Annotated in this window: 16 protein-coding genes and 1 rRNA gene; 13 read left to right on the forward strand and 4 right to left on the reverse strand. The window is 72.7% G+C overall.

Features of this window, described 5'->3' with window-relative positions:
• The 3 genes from rrf to AB0C62_RS38265 form a co-directional block, all read left to right on the forward strand.
• Positions 1 to 92: ribosomal RNA gene (gene rrf, locus AB0C62_RS38255) — 5S ribosomal RNA — on the forward strand; the annotation flags it as partial.
• Positions 93 to 264: 172 nt separating this feature from the next.
• A complete protein-coding gene (locus tag AB0C62_RS38260; RefSeq protein ID WP_362981390.1) occupies positions 265 to 1,824 on the forward strand; it encodes a hypothetical protein in 1,560 nt (519 codons plus the stop codon).
• The gene (locus tag AB0C62_RS38265) at positions 1,707 to 2,651 is read left to right on the forward strand and encodes a hypothetical protein (protein ID WP_362981392.1); all 945 of its coding nucleotides are present in this window, start codon (positions 1,707 to 1,709) and stop codon (positions 2,649 to 2,651) included. Before AB0C62_RS38260 ends, AB0C62_RS38265 begins: the two co-directional genes overlap by 118 nt.
• Before the next feature lie 69 nt (positions 2,652 to 2,720).
• On the opposite strand, the gene AB0C62_RS38270 is transcribed toward AB0C62_RS38265, so the two are convergent.
• Positions 2,721 to 4,013, reverse strand: a complete 1,293-nt coding sequence (locus AB0C62_RS38270; RefSeq protein ID WP_362981326.1) for a DUF1015 domain-containing protein — start codon at positions 4,011 to 4,013, stop codon at positions 2,721 to 2,723.
• A gap of 72 nt (positions 4,014 to 4,085) precedes the next feature.
• Here AB0C62_RS38270 and AB0C62_RS38275 point away from each other — a divergent pair, with 72 nt between their 5' ends.
• The 4 genes from AB0C62_RS38275 (at position 4,086) to AB0C62_RS38290 (ending at position 8,233) form a co-directional block, all read left to right on the forward strand.
• A complete protein-coding gene (locus tag AB0C62_RS38275; protein ID WP_362981328.1) occupies positions 4,086 to 5,114 on the forward strand; it encodes an HAD hydrolase-like protein in 1,029 nt (342 codons plus the stop codon).
• A gap of 103 nt (positions 5,115 to 5,217) precedes the next feature.
• Entirely contained in the window at positions 5,218 to 6,261 is a 1,044-nt protein-coding gene (locus AB0C62_RS38280) for an iron chelate uptake ABC transporter family permease subunit (protein WP_362981330.1), read from the forward strand.
• 11 nt (positions 6,262 to 6,272) lie between these two features.
• The gene (locus AB0C62_RS38285; RefSeq protein WP_362981394.1) at positions 6,273 to 7,349 is read left to right on the forward strand and encodes an iron chelate uptake ABC transporter family permease subunit; all 1,077 of its coding nucleotides are present in this window, start codon (positions 6,273 to 6,275) and stop codon (positions 7,347 to 7,349) included.
• Positions 7,346 to 8,233, forward strand: coding sequence for an ABC transporter ATP-binding protein (locus AB0C62_RS38290; RefSeq protein ID WP_362981332.1), 888 nt, complete (start codon positions 7,346 to 7,348; stop codon positions 8,231 to 8,233). Before AB0C62_RS38285 ends, AB0C62_RS38290 begins: the two co-directional genes overlap by 4 nt.
• Here the strand turns inward: AB0C62_RS38290 and AB0C62_RS38295 are convergent.
• On the reverse strand, positions 8,217 to 8,564 hold the full coding sequence (locus AB0C62_RS38295) for an SCP2 sterol-binding domain-containing protein (protein ID WP_362981334.1): 348 nt from the start codon (positions 8,562 to 8,564) through the stop codon (positions 8,217 to 8,219). The genes AB0C62_RS38290 and AB0C62_RS38295 overlap by 17 nt on opposite strands.
• 42 nt (positions 8,565 to 8,606) lie before the next feature.
• On the opposite strand from AB0C62_RS38295, the gene AB0C62_RS38300 reads away from it, so the two are divergent.
• The 6 genes from AB0C62_RS38300 to AB0C62_RS38325 all read left to right on the forward strand — a co-directional run bounded on the left by AB0C62_RS38300 (position 8,607) and on the right by AB0C62_RS38325 (position 15,118).
• A complete protein-coding gene (locus AB0C62_RS38300) occupies positions 8,607 to 8,918 on the forward strand; it encodes a hypothetical protein (RefSeq protein WP_362981336.1) in 312 nt (103 codons plus the stop codon).
• Positions 8,919 to 8,925: 7 nt separating this feature from the next.
• Complete coding sequence (locus AB0C62_RS38305) at positions 8,926 to 9,741, forward strand: TlyA family RNA methyltransferase (protein ID WP_362981339.1); 816 nt, start codon at positions 8,926 to 8,928, stop codon at positions 9,739 to 9,741.
• Positions 9,738 to 10,643, forward strand: a complete 906-nt coding sequence (locus AB0C62_RS38310; protein ID WP_081223629.1) for an NAD kinase — start codon at positions 9,738 to 9,740, stop codon at positions 10,641 to 10,643. Before AB0C62_RS38305 ends, AB0C62_RS38310 begins: the two co-directional genes overlap by 4 nt.
• A gap of 150 nt (positions 10,644 to 10,793) precedes the next feature.
• On the forward strand, positions 10,794 to 12,524 hold the full coding sequence (gene recN / locus AB0C62_RS38315; RefSeq protein WP_362981341.1) for a DNA repair protein RecN: 1,731 nt from the start codon (positions 10,794 to 10,796) through the stop codon (positions 12,522 to 12,524).
• Between the two features lie 187 nt (positions 12,525 to 12,711).
• Complete coding sequence (locus AB0C62_RS38320) at positions 12,712 to 13,488, forward strand: hypothetical protein (RefSeq protein WP_362981343.1); 777 nt, start codon at positions 12,712 to 12,714, stop codon at positions 13,486 to 13,488.
• A 493-nt stretch (positions 13,489 to 13,981) separates the two neighbouring features.
• Complete coding sequence (locus tag AB0C62_RS38325; protein WP_362981345.1) at positions 13,982 to 15,118, forward strand: glycosyltransferase family 4 protein; 1,137 nt, start codon at positions 13,982 to 13,984, stop codon at positions 15,116 to 15,118.
• A gap of 57 nt (positions 15,119 to 15,175) precedes the next feature.
• Here AB0C62_RS38325 and AB0C62_RS38330 read toward each other — a convergent pair whose 3' ends face one another.
• Both AB0C62_RS38330 and AB0C62_RS38335 read right to left on the reverse strand, forming a co-directional pair.
• The gene (locus tag AB0C62_RS38330; RefSeq protein WP_362981347.1) at positions 15,176 to 16,804 is read right to left on the reverse strand and encodes a PucR family transcriptional regulator; all 1,629 of its coding nucleotides are present in this window, start codon (positions 16,802 to 16,804) and stop codon (positions 15,176 to 15,178) included.
• Between the two features lie 244 nt (positions 16,805 to 17,048).
• Positions 17,049 to 18,851, reverse strand: a complete 1,803-nt coding sequence (locus tag AB0C62_RS38335; RefSeq protein WP_362981396.1) for a glycoside hydrolase family 15 protein — start codon at positions 18,849 to 18,851, stop codon at positions 17,049 to 17,051.
• Between the last annotated feature and the right edge of the window lie 244 nt (positions 18,852 to 19,095).

Genomic DNA, 19,095 nt, shown 5'->3' on the forward strand with positions numbered 1-19,095 from the left:
CGCCCGGTTACATTCCGAACCCGGAAGCTAAGCCTCACAGCGCCGATGGTACTGCAGGGGGGACCCTGTGGGAGAGTAGGACGCCGCCGAACAATCTTTGGAGGACCCTTGGTCCCAGCGACTCGCTGGGACCAAGGGTCCTTTTGTTTTTCCGAAGCGCGCTGGGTACCCGGCTGCGCGAGAATGACTTGCGGTACCGAAGACAGGAGTCACCCATGTCCACCAACTCTCCCGACGAGCGACCGGAGCGCGACGAGCGCCGTCGTGACAGTGGAGACCGCGGTGGCTACCGCGGGGCTCCGCGCCGAGACAACGACCGCCGTGACAACGACCGTGCCGGCTCCAGCCGTCGTGACGACCGCGGCGGCGATCGCGGCGGTGACCGTGGCGGTTTCCGTCGCGACGACAACCGCGGCGGCAGCGGTAGCGGTAGCGGCGGCTTCCGGCGTGACGACAACCGAGGTGGCGTCGGCGGTAGCCGTCCGCCGTTCCGTCGTGACGACCGTCCCACCGGCGGTCCACGTCGCGATGACCGCCCGAGCGGGCCGCGCCGTGACGACCGTGACCGCGGCTTCCGCCGGGATGGCGACCGTCCCGCCTTCAACCGTGACGACCGTCCGACCGGTGGTCCGCGTCGCGACGACCGTCCCAGCAGCCCGCGTCGTGATGACGACCGCGGTGGATTCCGCCGTGATGACCGTCGTGATGACCGCGGTGGGGATCGTGGCGGTGACCGTGGTGGTTTCCGTCGCGACGACAACCGTGGCGGCGGCAGCGGCGGTGGTTTCCGTCGTGACGACAACCGTGGCGGCAGTGGTAGCGGCGGCGGTTTCCGTCGTGACGACCGTCCGACCGGTGGTCCGCGTCGCGACGACCGTCCCAGCAGCCCGCGTCGTGATGACGACCGCGGTGGTTTCCGCCGCGATGACCGTCGTGACGACCGCGGTGGGGATCGTGGCGGTGACCGTGGTGGCTTCCGTCGCGACGACAACCGTGGCGGCGGCACCGGCGGTGGATTCCGCCGTGATGACCGTCGTGATGACCGCGGTGGGGATCGTGGCGGTGACCGTGGTGGCTTCCGTCGCGACGACAACCGTGGCGGCGGCAGCGGCGGTGGCTTCCGTCGTGACGACAACCGTGGCGGCAGTGGTAGCGGCGGCGGTTTCCGTCGTGACGACCGTCCGACCGGTGGTCCGCGTCGCGACGACCGTCCCAGCAGCCCGCGTCGTGATGACGACCGCGGTGGTTTCCGCCGTGACGACCGTCGTGACGACCGCGGTGGGGATCGCGGTGGTGACCGTGGTGGCTTCCGCCGTGACGACAACCGTGGCGGCGGCAGCGACTTCCGTCGTGACGACCGGCGCGACGACCGCGGTGGTGATCGTGGCGGGTTCCGTCGCGATGACCGTCGTGATGACCGCGGTGGGGATCGCGGTGGTGACCGTGGTGGCTTCCGCCGTGACGACAACCGTGGCGGCGGCAGCGACTTCCGTCGTGACGAGCGCAGGGACGGCGACCGTCCGGCCTTCCGTCGTGACGACCGGGGCGGCGACAGCCGCGGTGGCGGCTTCCGTGGCCGCGACGACCGTGGGCGTGACGACCGGGGCGGGCGTCCCGGAGGCTTCCGTGGCCGTGACGACCGCGGTGGTGACGACCGGCGCGGCGGCGGAGGCTACCGCGACGAGCGGGAGCGGGACCGTGAGCCGATCAAGCGGCTGCCGATCCCGGACGACGTCACCGGCGACGAGATCGACAAGGACGTACGGCAGGAGCTCCAGAGCCTGCCCAAGGGGCTTGCGGAGGAGGTCTCCCGCAACCTGGTGATGGTCGCCCGGTTGATCGACGAGGACCCCGAGGCGGCCTACGCGTACTCGCGGATCGCTCTGCGGCTCGCTTCCCGCGTCGCCGCCGTGCGGGAGGCCGCCGGGTTCGCCGCGTACGCCAACCAGAAGTTCAGCGAGGCCCTCGCGGAGTTCCGTGCCGCGCGTCGGATGACCGGCAGTGTCGAGCTGTGGCCCGTCATGGCGGACTGCGAGCGCGGTCTCGGCCGGCCCGAGAAGGCCCTGGAGATGGCCGGCGCCCCCGAGGTGCAGAAGCTGGACAAGGCCTCCCAGGTCGAGATGCGGCTCGTCGCGGCCGGTGCCCGGCGTGACATGGACCAGCTCGACGCGGCCATCGTCACCCTGCAGAGCCCGGAGCTCGCGTCGAACTCCGTCCAGCCCTGGAGCGCGCGCCTGCGGTACGCCTACGCCGACGCGCTGCTCGCGGCCGGCCGTGAGGGCGAGGCCCGTGAGTGGTTCGCCAAGGCCGTCGAGTCCGACAAGGACGGGAGCACGGACGCCTCCGACCGGCTCGCCGAGATGGACGGTGTCGAGTTCGTCGACGCGTTCGTCGAGGACGATGACGACGAGGAAGGCGAGCGGGCGCAGGTGGCCGTCTCCGAGGAGGCCGACACCGAGGTTCCGGCCGACGACGAAGACGATGTCGACGACGACGGTGACGACGCGGAGATCGCGGGTGTGGCCACGGACGACGTTGACGACGACCTCGCCGACGACGACCTCCAGGACGCCGAGGACGACGACCTCGTCGCCGAGGACGAGGATGAGGACGACAGCAAGGGTGACGCTCCCCAGCGTCCTCAGAGCTGACGTCCGACACAGCGGTTCACCACGTGGGCGGCGGGACTCCGGAAGGAGTACCGCCGCCCACGTGGCGTTTCAGGGCGTGAGAGCGCGCAGGACCAGTCCCGATGCCGGCTTGGGGCCGAAGGACGTCGACTTGCGGGGCATCGTGACGCCCTGCCGGGCGAGATCGCGTACGACCTCCTCGCGGACCGGGTGCATCAGGACGGCCGTGCCGCCGTCGTGTTCGGCCTTCTCCACCGTGGCGACCGTGTCGTGGATGTACGCGATGTGCTCGGGCGAGTCCTCCGGGATGCCCCACACATGGTCGAGGAGCGTGGCGTGCAGGACCGTCGCGTCCAGGGTGCGCCAGGCCTCCGGATGGCCGGCCGGGATCGTACGGGCCAGGAGGTCCGGTGACGGGCGGTCGATCAGGTGGAAGGCGCCGTCGCCGGCGAGGAGGAAGGCGTTTCCGTCGGCGGCCGCCGACGCCAGGGACTCCAGGGCCTCCGTAAGGGGCACGTCGAGGCGGCGCACACGGAAGGTGTCTCCGAGGGCGGCCAGCGCGTCCGCGACCGGCAGGCGGTGCAGCAGGCGGTGGATGGCCCGGACCCGGAGCGGGTAGCGGGCGGTGTCCACGAGGAGGACGAGGCCGTGGTCCCAGGGGCTCGGCGAGGGATGCTCCGCGCGTAGACGCAGATAGGTCGCCCAGCGGTGATGGCCGTCGGCGATCAGGGCCTGGTGACGGCCGAGGTCCGTCCGGATCTCCGTGAGGTCGGCCGGATCCGTCACCGCCCACAGACGGTGGCTGATGCCGTCCTCCGTGGTGGTGGCCAGCAACGGGGGCAGCGTCGCGGTCTTCTCGACGACGGTGGCCGTGCCACAGCCGGAACCGTTCCCGCGGTAGGTGAGCAGCAGCGGTTCGAGGTTGGCGGACGTGGCCCGCATCAGGTCCGCGCGGTCCGCGACGATGTGCGGCATCACGTCCTCGTGGGGCAGCACGACGCCGTCCGCGGGCTCGGACAGCCGCAGGGTGCCGATCACGCCGCGCTGCAGCAGGTCGCCGTCGCGCTGCTCGTACACGTACAGGCCCGGCTCGGTGTCGGTCGTCAGGACGCCCTCGGCCCGCCAGCGGCGCAGTGTGTCGGCGGCCTGCTGGTTGCGGGCGGCGGGCGAGTGGTCCTGCGGGAGGATCAGCCGCACGATGTTGTACGGGTCCGCGGATTCGAGTTCGAGCAGGCCGTCGGGCCGGACGATCACGTCGTACGGCGGGGATGTCACGGCGGCCAGGCTGCCGACCCGGTCGGGGTCGTAGCGCAGGCCTTGGAACGGGGTGAGCTCAAGACCGTTCCGTGCCGGTGTTTCCTCCTCGGGACCCGCATAGTTCATTGAGGCATCGTAAGTGTGTCAGTGGCATGAGCGATGATCGGGGCAAAGGGATCGAGCGAGGAGCGATGCGTAATGAGCCAGACCGTCAGGACGAGGCCCGAAGCCAGCAGTCAGGCCCTGAGCGAGGCGTACGACACGGCGCTGCTCGACCTGGACGGTGTGGTCTACGCCGGGGGGAACGCGATCGCGCACGCCGTGGAGTCCCTCGGGACGGCGAGCTCCGGCGGAATGCACCTCGCGTACGTCACGAACAACGCGCTGCGGACGCCGGACGCGGTCGCCGAGCACCTCACGGAGCTGGGCATACCGGCTGCGGCCTCCGACGTGATCACCTCGGCGCAGGCCGTGGCGCGGCTCATCAGCGAGCAGGTGCCCGCCGGTGCGCGGGTGCTGGTCATCGGCGGTGAGGGCCTGCGGGTCGCGCTCCGTGAGCGCGGCCTCGAGCCGGTCGACTCGGCGGACGACGAGCCGGTGGCGGTCGCGCAGGGGTACGGCGGTCCCGACCTGGTCTGGTCGCGCTTCGCCGAGGCCTGTTACGCCATCGCGCGCGGGGTGCCGTGGTTCGCCTCGAACACCGACCTGACGATCCCGAGCGCGCGCGGTATCGCGCCGGGGAACGGCGCGGCGGTGGAGGTCGTCCGGATCGCCACGGGCGCCGAGCCGCAGGTGGCGGGCAAGCCGCTGCCCCCGATGCACCGCGAGACGATTCTGCGGACCGGTGCGAAGCGGCCGCTGGTGGTCGGCGACCGGCTGGACACCGACATCGAGGGCGCGTTCAACGGCGAGGTGGACTCGCTGCTCGTCCTCACCGGGGTGACGGACGGCGCGCAGCTGCTCGCCGCGCCGCCGCAGCACCGGCCGACCTACGTGGATGCCGACCTCCGCGGGATGCTCACCGGTCAGCCGGAGGTCGAGGAGGCCGGCGAGGGGTTCCGCTGTGGCGGCTGGACGGCGAAGGCGGGGAGCGAGGAGCTGGAGCTGTCCGGTGACGGCGAGGCCATCGACGGACTGCGCGCCCTGTGCGCCGCCGCCTGGACGGCCGCCGGGGAGTCCGGGTGTGAGCTGGACGGCGGTAAGGCGCTGGCGCGGCTCGGGCTCTAGAGCCGACGGGTCGTCCAGTGCGGTCGCTGACCTGGGCGTTGGTGCGTGGGCGCGGTGCGGAGCCGGATCGAGAGCAGATGCGAGGCTAGGCTAACCTAACCTCGTGTTGGTCGACAGTCCTCCAGAACAGCGCGCGGAAACCGCCCCCGCGCCCCCGACCCGACGGGCGATACGAACCCTCGGACTCCTGATCTCCGTGGGGCTCCTGGTGCTTGTCGCGTTGGCGAGTATCGCGATCGGCGCGAAGGCGCTGCCGTTGGACCAGGTGTGGCACGGCCTGTTCCACGACTCGGGGACGTTCTCCGATGTCGTGGTCGGTGACCGGATCTCGCGTACTGTCCTCGGACTGCTGGTGGGAGCGGCACTCGGTCTCTCCGGTGCCGTTCTCCAGGCGCTCACCCGCAATCCGCTGGCCGACCCGGGGCTGCTCGGCATCAACGCGGGGGCGTCCGCAGCGGTCGTCACCGCGATCACCTTCTTCGGTGTCACCTCGCTGAGCGGCTACGTCTGGTTCGCCTTCGCCGGCGCGGCGGCCGTCGGTGCGCTCGTCTGGTTCCTGGGCGGCAGCCGGGGCGCCACCCCGGTACGGCTCGCGCTCGCCGGTACCGCGATCAGCGCCGCTCTCTACGGCTATCTGCAGGCCGTGATGATCACGGACGACGCGGCGCTCGGCAAGATGCGCTTCTGGACGGTCGGTTCACTCGCCTCGGCGACCGACTCGACGATCCGGCAGGTCGCCCCCTTCCTCGCCGTCGGCACCCTGCTGGCGCTGGCCCTGGCCCGGCCGCTGAACGCGATGGCCATGGGTGACGACACCGCCCGTGCCCTCGGCGCCAACCTCAATCGCACCCGTGCGCTGTCCATGGCCGCGGCGACCGTGCTGTGCGGCGCCGCGACCGCCGCCTGCGGGCCGATCGTGTTCGTGGGGCTGATGGTCCCGCACGTCGTCCGGTCCTTCACCGGCCCCGACCTGCGCTGGATCCTGCCGTACGCCACCGTCCTGTCGCCCGTTCTGCTGCTCGGCGCCGACGTCCTCGGACGGATGGTCGCCCGACCGGCGGAACTCCAGGTCGGCATCGTCACCGCGATCCTCGGCGGACCGGTCTTCATCTTTCTCGTACGGCGACGGAGGACGGCGCAGCTGTGACGACCCCACGTATCCGAACCGCCCGCGCGCAAGCCGATCCCGCGCCGGTCACCCGACGCGTCCGGTCGGTCCGCACGGCCGGCGGCATCTCCGTCCGCCTCGACATCCGAACGTCCGTCGTGGTCGTCCTGCTGCTGGTGGCCGCGGCCGCCGCGAGTGTGGTGCTCATCGGCACCGGCGACTTCCCGATCCCCGTCGCCGACGTGATCAGGACGCTGTTCGGCGAGGGCAACGCGAGCCAGGAGTTCATCGTCAACGACCTGCGGCTGCCGCGGGTCCTGGTCGGACTGCTGGTGGGTGCCTCGCTCGGGCTGGGCGGCGCGCTCTTCCAGTCCATCTCCCGCAATCCGCTGGGCAGTCCCGACGTCCTCGGGCTCGGGCAGGGCTCCACGGCCGGCGCGCTCATCATGATCGTGCTCTTCTCGGGCAGCGCGACCGAGGTGGCTCTCGGAGCGCTCGCCGGCGGCCTCGTGACCGGTCTCGCCATCTATCTGCTCGCCTGGAAGCGGGGTGTGCACGGGTACCGGCTCGTTCTGGTCGGCATAGGCGTCTCCGCGATCGTGACCGCGGTCAACGGCTATCTGCTCACCAAGGCCGACCTCGTGGACGCGGCCCGCGCCGTCGTCTGGATGACCGGCTCCCTCAACGGCCGTGACTGGGCGCAGGTCTGGCCCCTGCTCATCCTCTGCGGCGTCCTCGTCCCGCTCGTCCTCGGCAACGCCCGCGGACTGCGCATGATGGAGATGGGCGACGACGTGTCGTACGCCCTCGGAGTGAGCGTCGAGCGGACGCGGCTGCTGCTGATGGTGGCCGCCGTGCTGCTCACCGCGGGTGCCACCGCCGCCGCGGGACCGGTCGGCTTCGTGGCGCTCACCGCGCCCCAGCTGGCCCGTCGGCTCACGCGGTCGCCCGGCCCCAACCTGGTGCCGTCGATGTGCATGGGCGCGACCCTGCTCATCGTCGCGGACTGGGCCGCGCAGCGCGCCTTCGGCGCCGACCAGTTGCCCGTCGGTGTCGTGACCGGAGTCCTCGGCGGCGTCTACCTGCTGTGGCTCCTGGTCACCGAGCGCAAGGCGGGCCGGATATGAGCCGCGCGGCGAAGGCCACCCCCGTGAACGCGGACGAGAACATCCCAAGGAGCACTGTGAACCGCCTGTCCGCCGACAACGTCACCCTCGGCTACGACCAGCGCGTCATCGCGGAGAAGCTGTCGGTGGAGATCCCCGACAACTCCTTCACGGTGATCGTCGGCCCGAACGCGTGCGGCAAGTCCACCCTGCTGCGGGCCCTTTCCCGCATGCTGAAGCCCTCCGAGGGCCGCGTCCTGCTCGACGGGCACGCCATCCAGTCGATGCCCGCGAAGAAGGTCGCCCGCACCCTCGGACTGCTGCCGCAGTCGTCGATCGCGCCCGACGGCATCACGGTCGGCGACCTCGTCGGCCGGGGCCGCTACCCGCACCAGGGCCTGCTGCGCCAGTGGTCCGCGGAGGACGAGCGGGTGGTCCAGGAGTCGATGGCCTCCACCGGCGTCGCCGAACTCGCCGACCGCTACGTGGACGAACTCTCCGGCGGCCAGCGCCAGCGCGTGTGGATCGCCATGGCCCTCGCGCAGCAGACCCCGCTGCTGCTCCTCGACGAGCCGACGACCTACCTCGACATCCAGCACCAGATCGACGTCCTCGACCTGTGCGCCGAGCTCCACGAGACGCAGGGCCGCACCCTCGTCGCCGTGCTGCACGACCTCAACCACGCGGCCCGCTACGCCACCCACCTGATAGCGCTGCGCGGCGGCGAGATCATCGCCGAGGGCGCGCCGAACGACATCGTCACGGCCGACCTGGTCGAAGAGGTGTTCGGCCTGCGCTGCCAGGTCATCGACGACCCGGAGACCGGGACACCCCTCGTGGTGCCCGCGGCCCGCAGGGCGCGCGTGGCCGCCGTCGCGGCGTCGGTGGCTACAGAAGGGTCCTGAGCCGGAACAGGTCCCGCAGGCCCGCCTCCAGCTTCACCCGGCCCGAACCCCAGGCCTTCGCGAAGTTCAGTCTGCCGTCCACCATCGCCACCAGATCGTCGCCCGCCATGGTCAGACGGATCTGGGCCTTGTCCGGGGGAGGGCCCTGGAGCGTGTCGAGCACCTCGATCCGGCCGTCCTTGAGGCGGCCCACGAAGGTGATGTCCAGGTCGGTGACACGGCAGCTCAGCGACCGGTCCAGGGCCGCGGCGGTGCGCACGTCCCCTTCCGCGCTCGCCATGTTGTCCGAAAGCTTGTCGAGTGCGGCGCGGCACTCCTCAATCGTCGCCATCGTGATCGACGGTACCGCAGCGCTTCGCGGTAGCGTCGGGGCATGAACGACTCAGTCCCCGAGGGCGAGGTCCCGCAGGCCCCGACGCCCGCGGAGCCCGGCGCGCCCGCACCGGCACCGCCGGAACCGGCGTACGACCCCGCCGCACCGGCCCCGCTGAACGTCCCGCGCGTGCCCTCGGGCGACGCGGACGTCGACGCCCGGCTCGACCGGCTCGCGGACGCCGACCACCTCGCGACGGACGGCCACGTCGAGGTGTACGAGGATGTACACCGGGGGCTGCGCGACGCGCTCACCGAGCTCGACGCCCGCCCGGGACCTCCGGCGCCCCCATCGACGTACACGAGGAGCTGAACCGAACGTGGCAGGAGTGGCGCGCCGACGCCTCGACGCCGAGCTGGTCCGCCGGAAACTCGCCCGCTCGCGCGAGCACGCGGGCCAGCTGATCGCCGCGGGGCGGGTCAGCGTGGGCAAGACCCTCGCGACCAAGCCCGCCACACAGGTGGAGACCGCGGCCGCGATCGTCGTGACGAAGGACGACAGCGATCCCGACTACGTCTCGCGCGGCGGGCACAAGCTCGCCGGCGCCCTCGCCGCCTTCGTGCCCCAGGGCCTGAAGGTCGAGGGACGGCGGGCGCTCGACGCCGGCGCCTCCACCGGAGGCTTCACCGACGTCCTGCTGCGCGCGGGTGTCGCCCACGTCCTCGCCGTCGACGTCGGTTACGGACAACTCGCCTGGTCTCTGCAGAGCGATGAACGCGTCACCGTCAAGGACCGTACGAACGTACGCGAGTTGACGTTGGAGGCGATCGATGGGGAGCCCGTGGACCTTGTTGTCGGGGATCTGTCCTTCATCCCGCTCGGACTGGTGCTGCCCGCCCTCGTGCGGTGCGCGGCGCCGGATGCCGACCTGGTGATGATGGTCAAGCCGCAGTTCGAGGTGGGGAAGGACCGACTGGGCAGCGGCGGTGTGGTGCGCAGCCCGGAGCTGCGTGCCGAGGCCGTGCGCGCGGTGGCCGGACGCGCCCACGAGCTGGGGCTCGGAGTACGGGGTGTGACCGCAAGTCCGTTGCCCGGACCCTCGGGCAACGTCGAGTACTTTCTGTGGCTGCGGGCCGGGGCACCCGAACTCGACCCGGCCGACGTTGACCGTGCAGTGGCGGAGGGGCCGCGTTGACACAGACCCGAGCTCGTACTGTTTTCCTGCTGGCCCACACCGGGCGTCCGGCAGCCATCCGCAGCGCCGAGCTGGTCGTCGAGGGGCTGTTGCGCTCCGGGATCGGCGTGCGGGTCCTGGAGGCCGAGGCGGCGGACCTTCCGCTGCCCGACCAGGTGGAACTCGTCAAGGAGGCCACCCCGCAGTGTCTCGACGGCTGTGAGCTGCTCATCGTTCTCGGCGGTGACGGCACGCTGCTGCGCGGTGCCGAGTTCGCCCGGGCCTCCGGGGTCCCGATGCTCGGCGTCAACCTGGGACGCGTCGGCTTCCTCGCCGAGGCCGAGCGCGACGACCTGGACAAGGTCGTCGACCGGGTCGTGACCAAGGCCTACGAGGTCGAGGAACGCATGACCGTCGATGTCGTCGTCCATCAGAACGGCGACATCGTGCACACCGACTGGGCGCTGAACGAGGCGGCCGTGCAGAAGGTGTCCGCCGAGAAGCTCCTCGAAGTGGTGCTGGAGATCGACGGGCGGCCCGTCACCGGGTTCGGCTGCGACGGGATCGTGTGCGCGACCCCGACCGGCTCGACGGCGTACGCCTTCTCCGCGGGCGGGCCGGTGGTCTGGCCCGAGGTCGAGGCACTGCTGATGGTACCGATCAGCGCGCACGCCCTGTTCGCGAAGCCGCTGGTGACCTCGCCGGACTCGGTGCTCGCCGTGGAGGTGCTGCCGCACATCCCGCCGGGGGTGCTGTGGTGCGACGGGCGGCGCACGGTGGAGCTGCCGCCCGGCGCGCGCGTCGAGGTGCGGCGCGGTGCTGTGCCCGTACGCCTGGCGCGGCTGCACCACGCCTCCTTCACCGATCGGCTGGTCGCCAAGTTCGCCCTGCCGGTCGCCGGCTGGCGTGGGGCACCCCACTAGCGGTACGAGGACGACTGGGGTTCCGCATGTGCGGAGCCCCACTCACGCGGGTGACAACGGCCTCTTTGTGCGGCCTTGTCACCTGCGCCTTCGCACCGGCGGGGCGGGGCCCGTCGCACACCCCGCCCCCGACCTCGTAAGGTCGTGTCCGTGTTGGAGGAGATGCGGATACGGTCGCTCGGAGTCATCGACGACGCGGTGGTCGAGCTGTCGCCCGGCTTCACCGCCGTGACCGGTGAGACCGGCGCGGGCAAGACGATGGTGGTCACCAGCCTCGGGCTGCTGCTGGGAGGACGTGCGGACCCGGCCCTCGTTCGGATCGGCGCCAAGAGCGCCGTCGTGGAGGGACGGATCACCGTGCCCCCGGGCGGGACGGCCGTCGTACGGGCCGAGGAGGCGGGCGCCGAGCTGGACGACGGCGCGCTGCTGTTCAGCCGTACCGTTTCGGCCGAGGGGCGCTCACGGGCCCACCTGGGCGGCCGCTCGGTGCCGGTGGGCGTGCTCGCCGAGCTCGCCGACGAGCTCGTCGCGGTGCACGGGCAGACCGACCAGCAGGGGCTGCTCAAGCTGTCCCGGCAGCGGCAGGCCCTGGACCGGTACGCCGGTGACGCCGTCGCCGTACCCCTCACCAAGTACGCGGGCGCCTACCGCCGACTCCGGGCGATCTCGGCCGAGCTGGACGAGATCACCACCCGCGCGCGGGAACGCGCCCAGGAGGCCGACCTGCTGCGCTTCGGGCTCGAGGAGATCGCGGCCGTCGAGCCGCGCGCCGGTGAGGACACCGAACTGGCGGCGGAGGCGGAGCGGCTCGGCCACGCGGAGGCCCTCGCCTCGGCCGCGACGGTCGCCCACGCCGCGCTCGCGGGCAATCCCGAGGACCCCGAGGGCATCGACGCGGCCACCCTCGTCGCGGGCGCCCACCGCGCCCTGGAGGCCGTGCGCTCGCACGACTCGGCCCTCGCCACCCTGTCCGGCCGGATCGGCGAGATCGCGATCCTGCTCGGCGACGTGGCGGGAGAACTCGCCGGCTACGCCGACGACCTCGACGCCGACCCGCTGCGGCTGGCGGCGGTCGAGGAGCGCCGCGCCGCACTCACCCAGCTGACCCGCAAGTACGGCACGGACATCGACGCCGTGCTCGGCTGGGCCGAACAGGGCGCCGCCCGGCTCACCGAGCTGGACGGCGACGACGACCGGCTCGGTGAGCTGACCGCCGAGCGGGACGCGCTCCGTGCCGAACTGGGCGGACTCGCCCAGGCGTTGACCGACGCTCGCGCGGAGGCCGCCGAACGGTTCGCCGCCGCCGTCACCGCCGAACTGGCCTCGCTGGCCATGCCCCACGCGCGCGTGTCCTTCGAGATCCGGCAGACCGACGACCCGGAGGGGGTCGAGGTCGGCGGACGCACGGTGGCCTACGGCTCGGCGGGCGTCGACGAGGTGGAGCTGCTGCTCGCCCCGCACCCCGGTGCGCCGCCGCGGCCCATCGCCAAGGGCGCGTCGGGTGGTGAACTCTCCCGCGTGATGCTCGCGGTGGAGGTCGTGTTCGCGGGGACGGACCCGGTGCCGACCTATCTCTTCGACGAGGTCGACGCGGGTGTCGGCGGCAAGGCCGCCGTCGAGATCGGGCGCCGGCTGGCCCGGCTCGCCAAGACCGCGCAGGTCGTCGTCGTGACGCACCTGCCGCAGGTGGCCGCGTTCGCCGACCGCCAGCTGCTGGTCGAGAAGACCAACGACGGGTCGGTGACCCGCTCCGGCGTCAAGGTCCTGGAGGGCGAGGAGCGCATCCGGGAACTGTCCCGGATGCTCGCCGGCCAGGAGGACTCGGAGACGGCCCGGGCCCACGCCGAGGAACTCCTGGCGACGGCCCGCGCGGACGGCTGAGGCGGGCCGCCGCGCGGCTTCGGGGCGGTGCCTCGGGGGAGGGGCCGGCTGCGGCTGCTGGACCGATTGGGGGGTTGTTCGTGGACGCGGCTGTGGGGACAGGCGGCCCACGACCCGTGGATCGGTTGCGCGCGGTGGCCCCGGTCCCGGCCGCAGAGGCGTTCGTGCGGCCTTCCAGGGTGGTCGCATGATCATGCGTCGGGAGCGACGGGTCGTCGGGTTCGTGGGCGCGGCGGCGGTCGCGCGCGCGTGTCTCGTCGGCATACGGGCCAAGCCGCCCGGTGGACCGGACCGTTGGGCCCGTGCCAACCACGCGGGGCGCACCGTCGACCTTCTCGCGGGCCCCGCGACCGCTGTGGGCGCGACCTTCGCAGCCGCCCGGGTCCGCCCAGCCGCGGGGCTGGCCGTCGCCGTCGCCGGTGCGTGCGGCACGTACGACGACCTCGCCGGGGCCGGTGACCCGCGGCGCGGGTTCCGGGCTCATCTGGGCGCGTTGCGCGACGGAGAGGTGACCAGCGGGGCCGTCAAGCTGTTCGGGATCACGGCGGCGGGGCTGGTGACCGGGGCGCTGCTGAAGGAGCGGCCGCTGGACAAGGTGCTCGCCGGTGTCGTGATCGCCGGCACCGCGCACTTCGTCAACCTGGTCGACGTACGGCCGGGCAGTGCCGCCGGTGCCGTCCTCGCGCTCGGCGTGCCCGGGGTGCTGCGCGGCGGCGAGGCGGGGCAGGTGGCGGCGGGGGCGCTGGGCGCCGTCGCCGCCGTCCTCGGCGACGATCTCGCAGAGCGCGCCATGATCGGCGACGCGGGCGCGCACGCACTGGGCGCCGCGCTCGGTACCGCCGTCGTCCTCGGCACCGGGCGAACCGGCCTGGTCGCCCACGCGGCGGCCCTGGTGACGGCGGCGGCCTGCGGACCGCGGGTCAGTGCCGCGGCGGTGGGGGCGTTCAGGTATCTCAGGGAGTGAGGGGCGGGGGCGGACACGCGCGTGACACCTTGCGAGCCCCCCGCATTCCGGCGACGAGCATCACGCGGCCCGCGCGAGCCGTCACGGTTCACCGGTGAGACGCCCCCGGTCCACGCCGGCCGTGCGGTGCGCGGAACGGCCACCGGGTGTGGGGCGCAACCGTGCGGAGGGGCGCGCGGTGCGACGGATGCGACCCGTGGTGGTCGTGTGAACCAGGTGGATCCCGGGGCGGAAGGACCTCGTGGGGCCCCAGTCGCCCGACGCGTGGCCGGAGGCCGTCGGACCGGGGCGTTTCTCACTCGTGCGGGTGACCGTCGTCGTCGAGTTGCCTTCTCTGACGTGCCCTCGTCGCGATGGCTGTGCCGGAACACCCGTACGGCCTGGCATCCTTGGCGTAGATACGCCGTGCACGACGTGCGGTCCACCCCCTCCGCGCGATCCTTCTGTACGTTTCTTCGTGACGGTCCGACGCCGAACCAGGAGCCCCGGCCACGTGAGCCACGTGAGCAGCCACTCACCGCACGGCCAGTCGCCGCTGCGCACCGTGCAGGTGCTCGGCGGCGGCAGCGCGGGCAGCAGCGCGCACGTGCGGTCGCTGGCCTCGGGGCTCGTCGCCCGGGGCGTGCGGGTCACCGTGTGCGCCCCCACCGAGGCCGACCGCTCGTACGGGTTCTCCGGGGTGGGCGCCCACCACGTCCCCGTCCCCCGCAGCAGCGATCCCTCCTCCGTGTCCGCGCTGCGGGCGGCGTGCGCCGAGGCCGATCTGGTGCACGCGCACGGACTGCACGCCGCGCTGCGGGCGGCCCTGGCGCTCAGCGGGCGGCGCGTGCCGCTCGTCGTCACCTGGCACACGCGGGCGGACGCCGAGGGAGCGCGGGCCCATCTGCTGCGCCTCCTCGAACGACGGGTCGCACGGGCCGCGTCGGTGGTCCTCGGCACCTCCTCCGACCTGGTGGACCGGGCGCGCCGCAGGGGAGCGCGGGACGCGCGGCTCGCCGCGGTAGCGCTGCCCGCGCCGCGCCCGCCCGTCGAGCCCGCAGACCCGGACCGGTACCGGCACAAGGCGCGGGCCGAACTCGGTTCGACCGACCGTCCGTTGCTCATGGCGGTCGGCTCGCTCGACCGGCAGCGCGGTTACGAGACGCTACTGGACGCGGCGCGCGCCTGGTGCCGGCTCGATCCGGTGCCGCTGCTCGTGATCGCGGGGGAGGGGCCGCTGCGCGCCGTCCTCCAGCGTCGCATCGAGGACGAGGAACTGCCGGTCCGGCTCATCGGGCGGCGCGACGACATCACGGAACTGCTCGCGGCCGCCGACCTCGCGCTGCTGCCCAGCAGTTGGGAATCGCGGTCGGTCCTCGCGCAGGAGGCGCTGCACGCGCGGGTGCCGCTCGTCGCGACCGCCGTCGGCGGCATCCCCGAACTCGTCGGCGACGCCGCGGAACTCGTCCCGTACGGCGACGCGAGGGCGCTCGGCGACACGGTCGTCCGGTTGCTGGCGGATCCGGCGCGCCAGGAGGAACTGCGCGAGCGCGGCACCCGGCAGGCCGCCACCTGGCCGACCGAGGACGAGACGGTGGCCCAAGTGCTCAGCGTGTACGACGAGTTGACGCAGCCCAGGCCGTTGAGCTGACCCGTGGTTCGCTCCGGGTGGCGGGACCGCCGGCGCGGGTGAGCGACGCCGTGCCCGCTACGGCACGTGTCTGCGGGCCCGCAGGGCCAGGCTCAACGCCAGGACCGTCTGAGGGTCGTCGAGGTCCGTGCCCAGCAACTCCCCTATCCGCGCCAGCCGGTTGTAGAGGGTCTGCCGGTTGAGGTGCAGTTCGCGGGCGGTCTCCGCCTTGCGGCCCGCGTGCGCCAGATAGGTCTCCAAGGTGGGAAGCAGCGGCGGCTTGGAGCGGCGGTCGTGATCGGTCAGCGGGCCGATCGCCCGGTCCACGAAGGCGGCCAGGTCGGGATGCTCGCGCAGCCGCCACAGCAGCAGGTCGATGTCCAGGCGGCGGGCGTCGTACCAGGGGCGGTCCGACAGGCCCTGTGCGGCCGTCGCCGTCTCCGCCGCGTGCCGCAGGCCCGCCGACGCGGCCGCCCAGCCGCCCGCCACCCCGACCACCACGACCGGCGGCTGTGCCCCGGGCCGCTGCATGCCCGCGCGCTCCACGCCCGCGCGCAGCGCCGCCGCGACCCGGTCGGCGACGGTCGAGCGTTCCGACTCCGCGCGCAGGCCGAGGAGCAGCGGGACACGGCCCTCGACGGGACGGACGCCCAGCAGGACCGGGACGCCGACCGAGGCCAGCTCCTCGGCGACCGCGCGGGCGAGGACCGCCCAGCCGCCGCCCGGGGCGAGACCGTCGGCCAGGCGCATCACGACCGGCAGGAGCGGGCTGTTGCCGGGCTTGAAGCCGAGCACACGGGCCTGCGCGGGCGCGTCCTCCGCCTCGATGCGTCCCTCGGCGAGGTCCGTGAGGAAGTCGCCGCGTCCGCGCGCGGCCAGCTCTTCTTCCTGGCGCGCCTGCATCAGCACGACGGCCAGGATGCCGGCGGCCCGTTCGGCGGCGAGCCGGTGCACCGGGGCGACGGGGGCGCTGACCGGCAGCACGACCAGGCGTGCCCGCACGGAACCGGTGCCCGGTCCGCCGCCGGGCACGTCCACCAGGGTCGTCCCCGCGGGCGGCTCCTCCTTGTGCTGGCCGCGCATCCCCTCCCAGACCTGGAGCGGGTCGGCGCCCGCGGCACCGGCCCCGGCCGAGTACAGGAGCTGCCCGTCGGCGGTCTCCAGGAAGACCGGGTTGCCGCTGAAGTCGGCCAGAATGCGCAGCACTTGGGGCACTCCACCGCCGCCGAGGAGAGCCTCGGTGCAGCGCCGGTGCACCTCTTCGGCCTGCTGGAGCAGCGTGTAGTGACCGTTGACGATCTCGGTGTGGATCTCCTCCGTGACCGTCACGAAGGGCACCTCGCGGTGCAACTGGACCAGCGGCAGGCCGGCGGAGCGCGCCGTCTCCACGAGGGCGGCGGGCAGCCGGGTGAAGCGCGGGCCGAGTTCTACGACGAGCGCGGCGATACCGCGCTCGGCGAGCGTGCGGACGAACGCCCGCTGCTCCGCCGGGCGGGTGCCGAGCCCGTATCCCGTGGTCAGGAGCAGTTCGCCGCCCTTGAGGAGCGAGGCGATGTTCGGCACCTCGCCGGCATGCACCCAGCGCACGGTGCGCTGCAGCCGGTCGGCCCCCGCGAGGATCTCCGGCAGCCCGCTCCGTAGACCGGGCAGCTCGAGGGCCCGCTGCACGGTGATTCCGGCGCCCTGGGTGTCGTAACGGCTGTCCATGCTGCGGACGCTACCCGCGGACGGGTTGCGAGGGCATCTCCGGTCGGCCGGCTAGGCGCTCACCTGGGCCAGGAACGGCCGAACGAGGTGACCGGACGAGGTGACCGGACGAGGTGGGGGCCGGAGGCCGGGAGCCCGCCCGGGTGGACGGGCTCCGGTGGCCGAGGCGGAACAGGGCGCCCGGGTCGCACCTCGTCGGCCGCGCCGGAGCGGAATGTGCCCCGGCGCGCCGTCAGGCGGGGGGTCAGCCGCCGTACGCGCCGCTCGCGGTGAGTCGCAGGGCCGTGTCGATCAGCGGGACGTGGCTGAAGGCCTGCGGGAAGTTCCCGACCTGGCGCTGCAGGCGCGGGTCCCACTCCTCGGCCAGCAGGCCGAGGTCGTTGCGCAGGGCGAGCAGGCGCTCGAAGAGCTTGCGGGCCTCGTCGACCCGCCCGATCATCGCGAGGTCGTCGGCCATCCAGAACGAGCAGGCGAGGAACGCGCCCTCGTCGCCCTCCAGGCCGTCCACGCCCGCGTGCTCGCCGGTCGTCGGGTAGCGCAGGATGAAGCCGTCCGCGGTGGACAGCTCACGCTGGATCGCCTCGATCGTGCCGATCACCCGCTTGTCGTCCGGCGGCAGGAAGCCCATCTGCGGAATCAGCAGCAGCGAGGCGTCCAGCTCCTTCGAGCCGTACGACTGCGTGAACGTGTTCCGCTCCTTGTCGTAGCCCTTCTCGCAGACGTCCCGGTGGATGTCGTCGCGCAGCTCGCGCCACTTCTCCAGCGGGCCGTCCGCGTCACCGGACTCGATGAGCTTGATCGTGCGGTCGACGGCGACCCACGCCATCACCTTGGAGTGCACGAAGTGCCGGCGCGGACCGCGGACCTCCCAGATCCCCTCGTCCGGCTGGTCCCAGTGGTCCTCCAGGTAGCGGATCAGTTTCAACTGGAGCAGCGAGGCGTAGTCGTTGCGGGACAGGCCCGTCATGTGGGCCAGGTGCAGGGCCTCGGTGACCTCGCCGTAGACGTCGAGCTGGAGCTGGTGCGCCGCGCCGTTCCCGACACGGACCGGCGACGAACCCTCGTACCCCGGAAGCCAGTCGAGCTCGGCCTCGCCCAACTCCCGTTCGCCCGCGATGCCGTACATGATCTGCAGGTTCTCCGGGTCGCCGGCCACCGCGCGCAGCAGCCACTCGCGCCAGGCGCGGGCCTCCTCGCGGTAGCCGGTGCGCAGCAGCGAGGAGAGGGTGATGGCCGCGTCGCGCAGCCAGGTGTAGCGGTAGTCCCAGTTGCGCACCCCGCCGATCTCCTCCGGGAGGGAGGTGGTCGGCGCGGCGACGATGCCGCCCGTGGGTGCGTACGTCAGGGCCTTCAGCGTGATCAGGGAGCGCACCACGGCCTCGCGGTAGGGGCCGTGGTACGTACATTGGTCGACCCAGTCGCGCCAGAAGTCCTCGGTCGCCTCCAGGGACTGCTCCGGCTCGGGCAGCGCGGGCGGCACCTTGTGCGAGGGCTCCCACGAGATCGTGAAGGCGATCCGGTCACCCGGCGCCACCGTGAAGTCGGCGTAGGTGGTCAGGTCCTTGCCGTACGTCTCGCAGTCCGTGTCGAACCAGACCGAGTCCGGTCCGGCGACGGCGACCGTGCGGCCCTCGTGCTTGTGCACCCAGGGCACCACGCGGCCGTACGAGAAACGCATCCGCAGCGCGGAGCGCATCGGCACCCGGCCGGTGACGCCCTCGACGATCCGGATGAGCTGCGGGGCGCCGTCACGCGGGGGCATGAAATCGGTCACCCGGACCGTGCCACGCGGGGTGTCCCACTCGGATTCGAGAATGAGCGAGTCGCCGCGGTATCTGCGGCGCGCCGCCGTGGGGGGTTCGGCGTCGGCCGCGTGCGCGGGCCCGAGCCGCCAGAATCCGTGTTCCTCCGTGCCGAGCAGTCCTGCGAAGACGGCATGGGAGTCGAAGCGGGGCAGGCACAGCCAGTCGACTGTGCCGTCCCGGCAGACCAGCGCGGCTGTCTGCATGTCTCCGATGAGTGCGTAGTCCTCGATGCGCCCGGCCACGTGCATCTCCAGTCGAACGGCCACGGCGCCCCTGCGCGGGGCGGTCGCTCTTGCGGTCAAGGGAACGTAGGTAGTGCGGAAAAGTAGGCAATGCGGAAGTTCGGTACTGCGGAGGATCGGGGGTGGGGGGACGTAGTTCGTACGTCGCTGCGGAGCGTCCGTTTCAGTGTGATGGGCGATCCGACTGTCGTCTCGAAACGAACTGACAAGCCCTCTTTGTTCCGGATACGGACGGGATGATGCC

Source organism: Streptomyces sp. NPDC048643, from assembly GCF_040650615.1.
Lineage (GTDB): Bacteria > Actinomycetota > Actinomycetes > Streptomycetales > Streptomycetaceae > Streptomyces.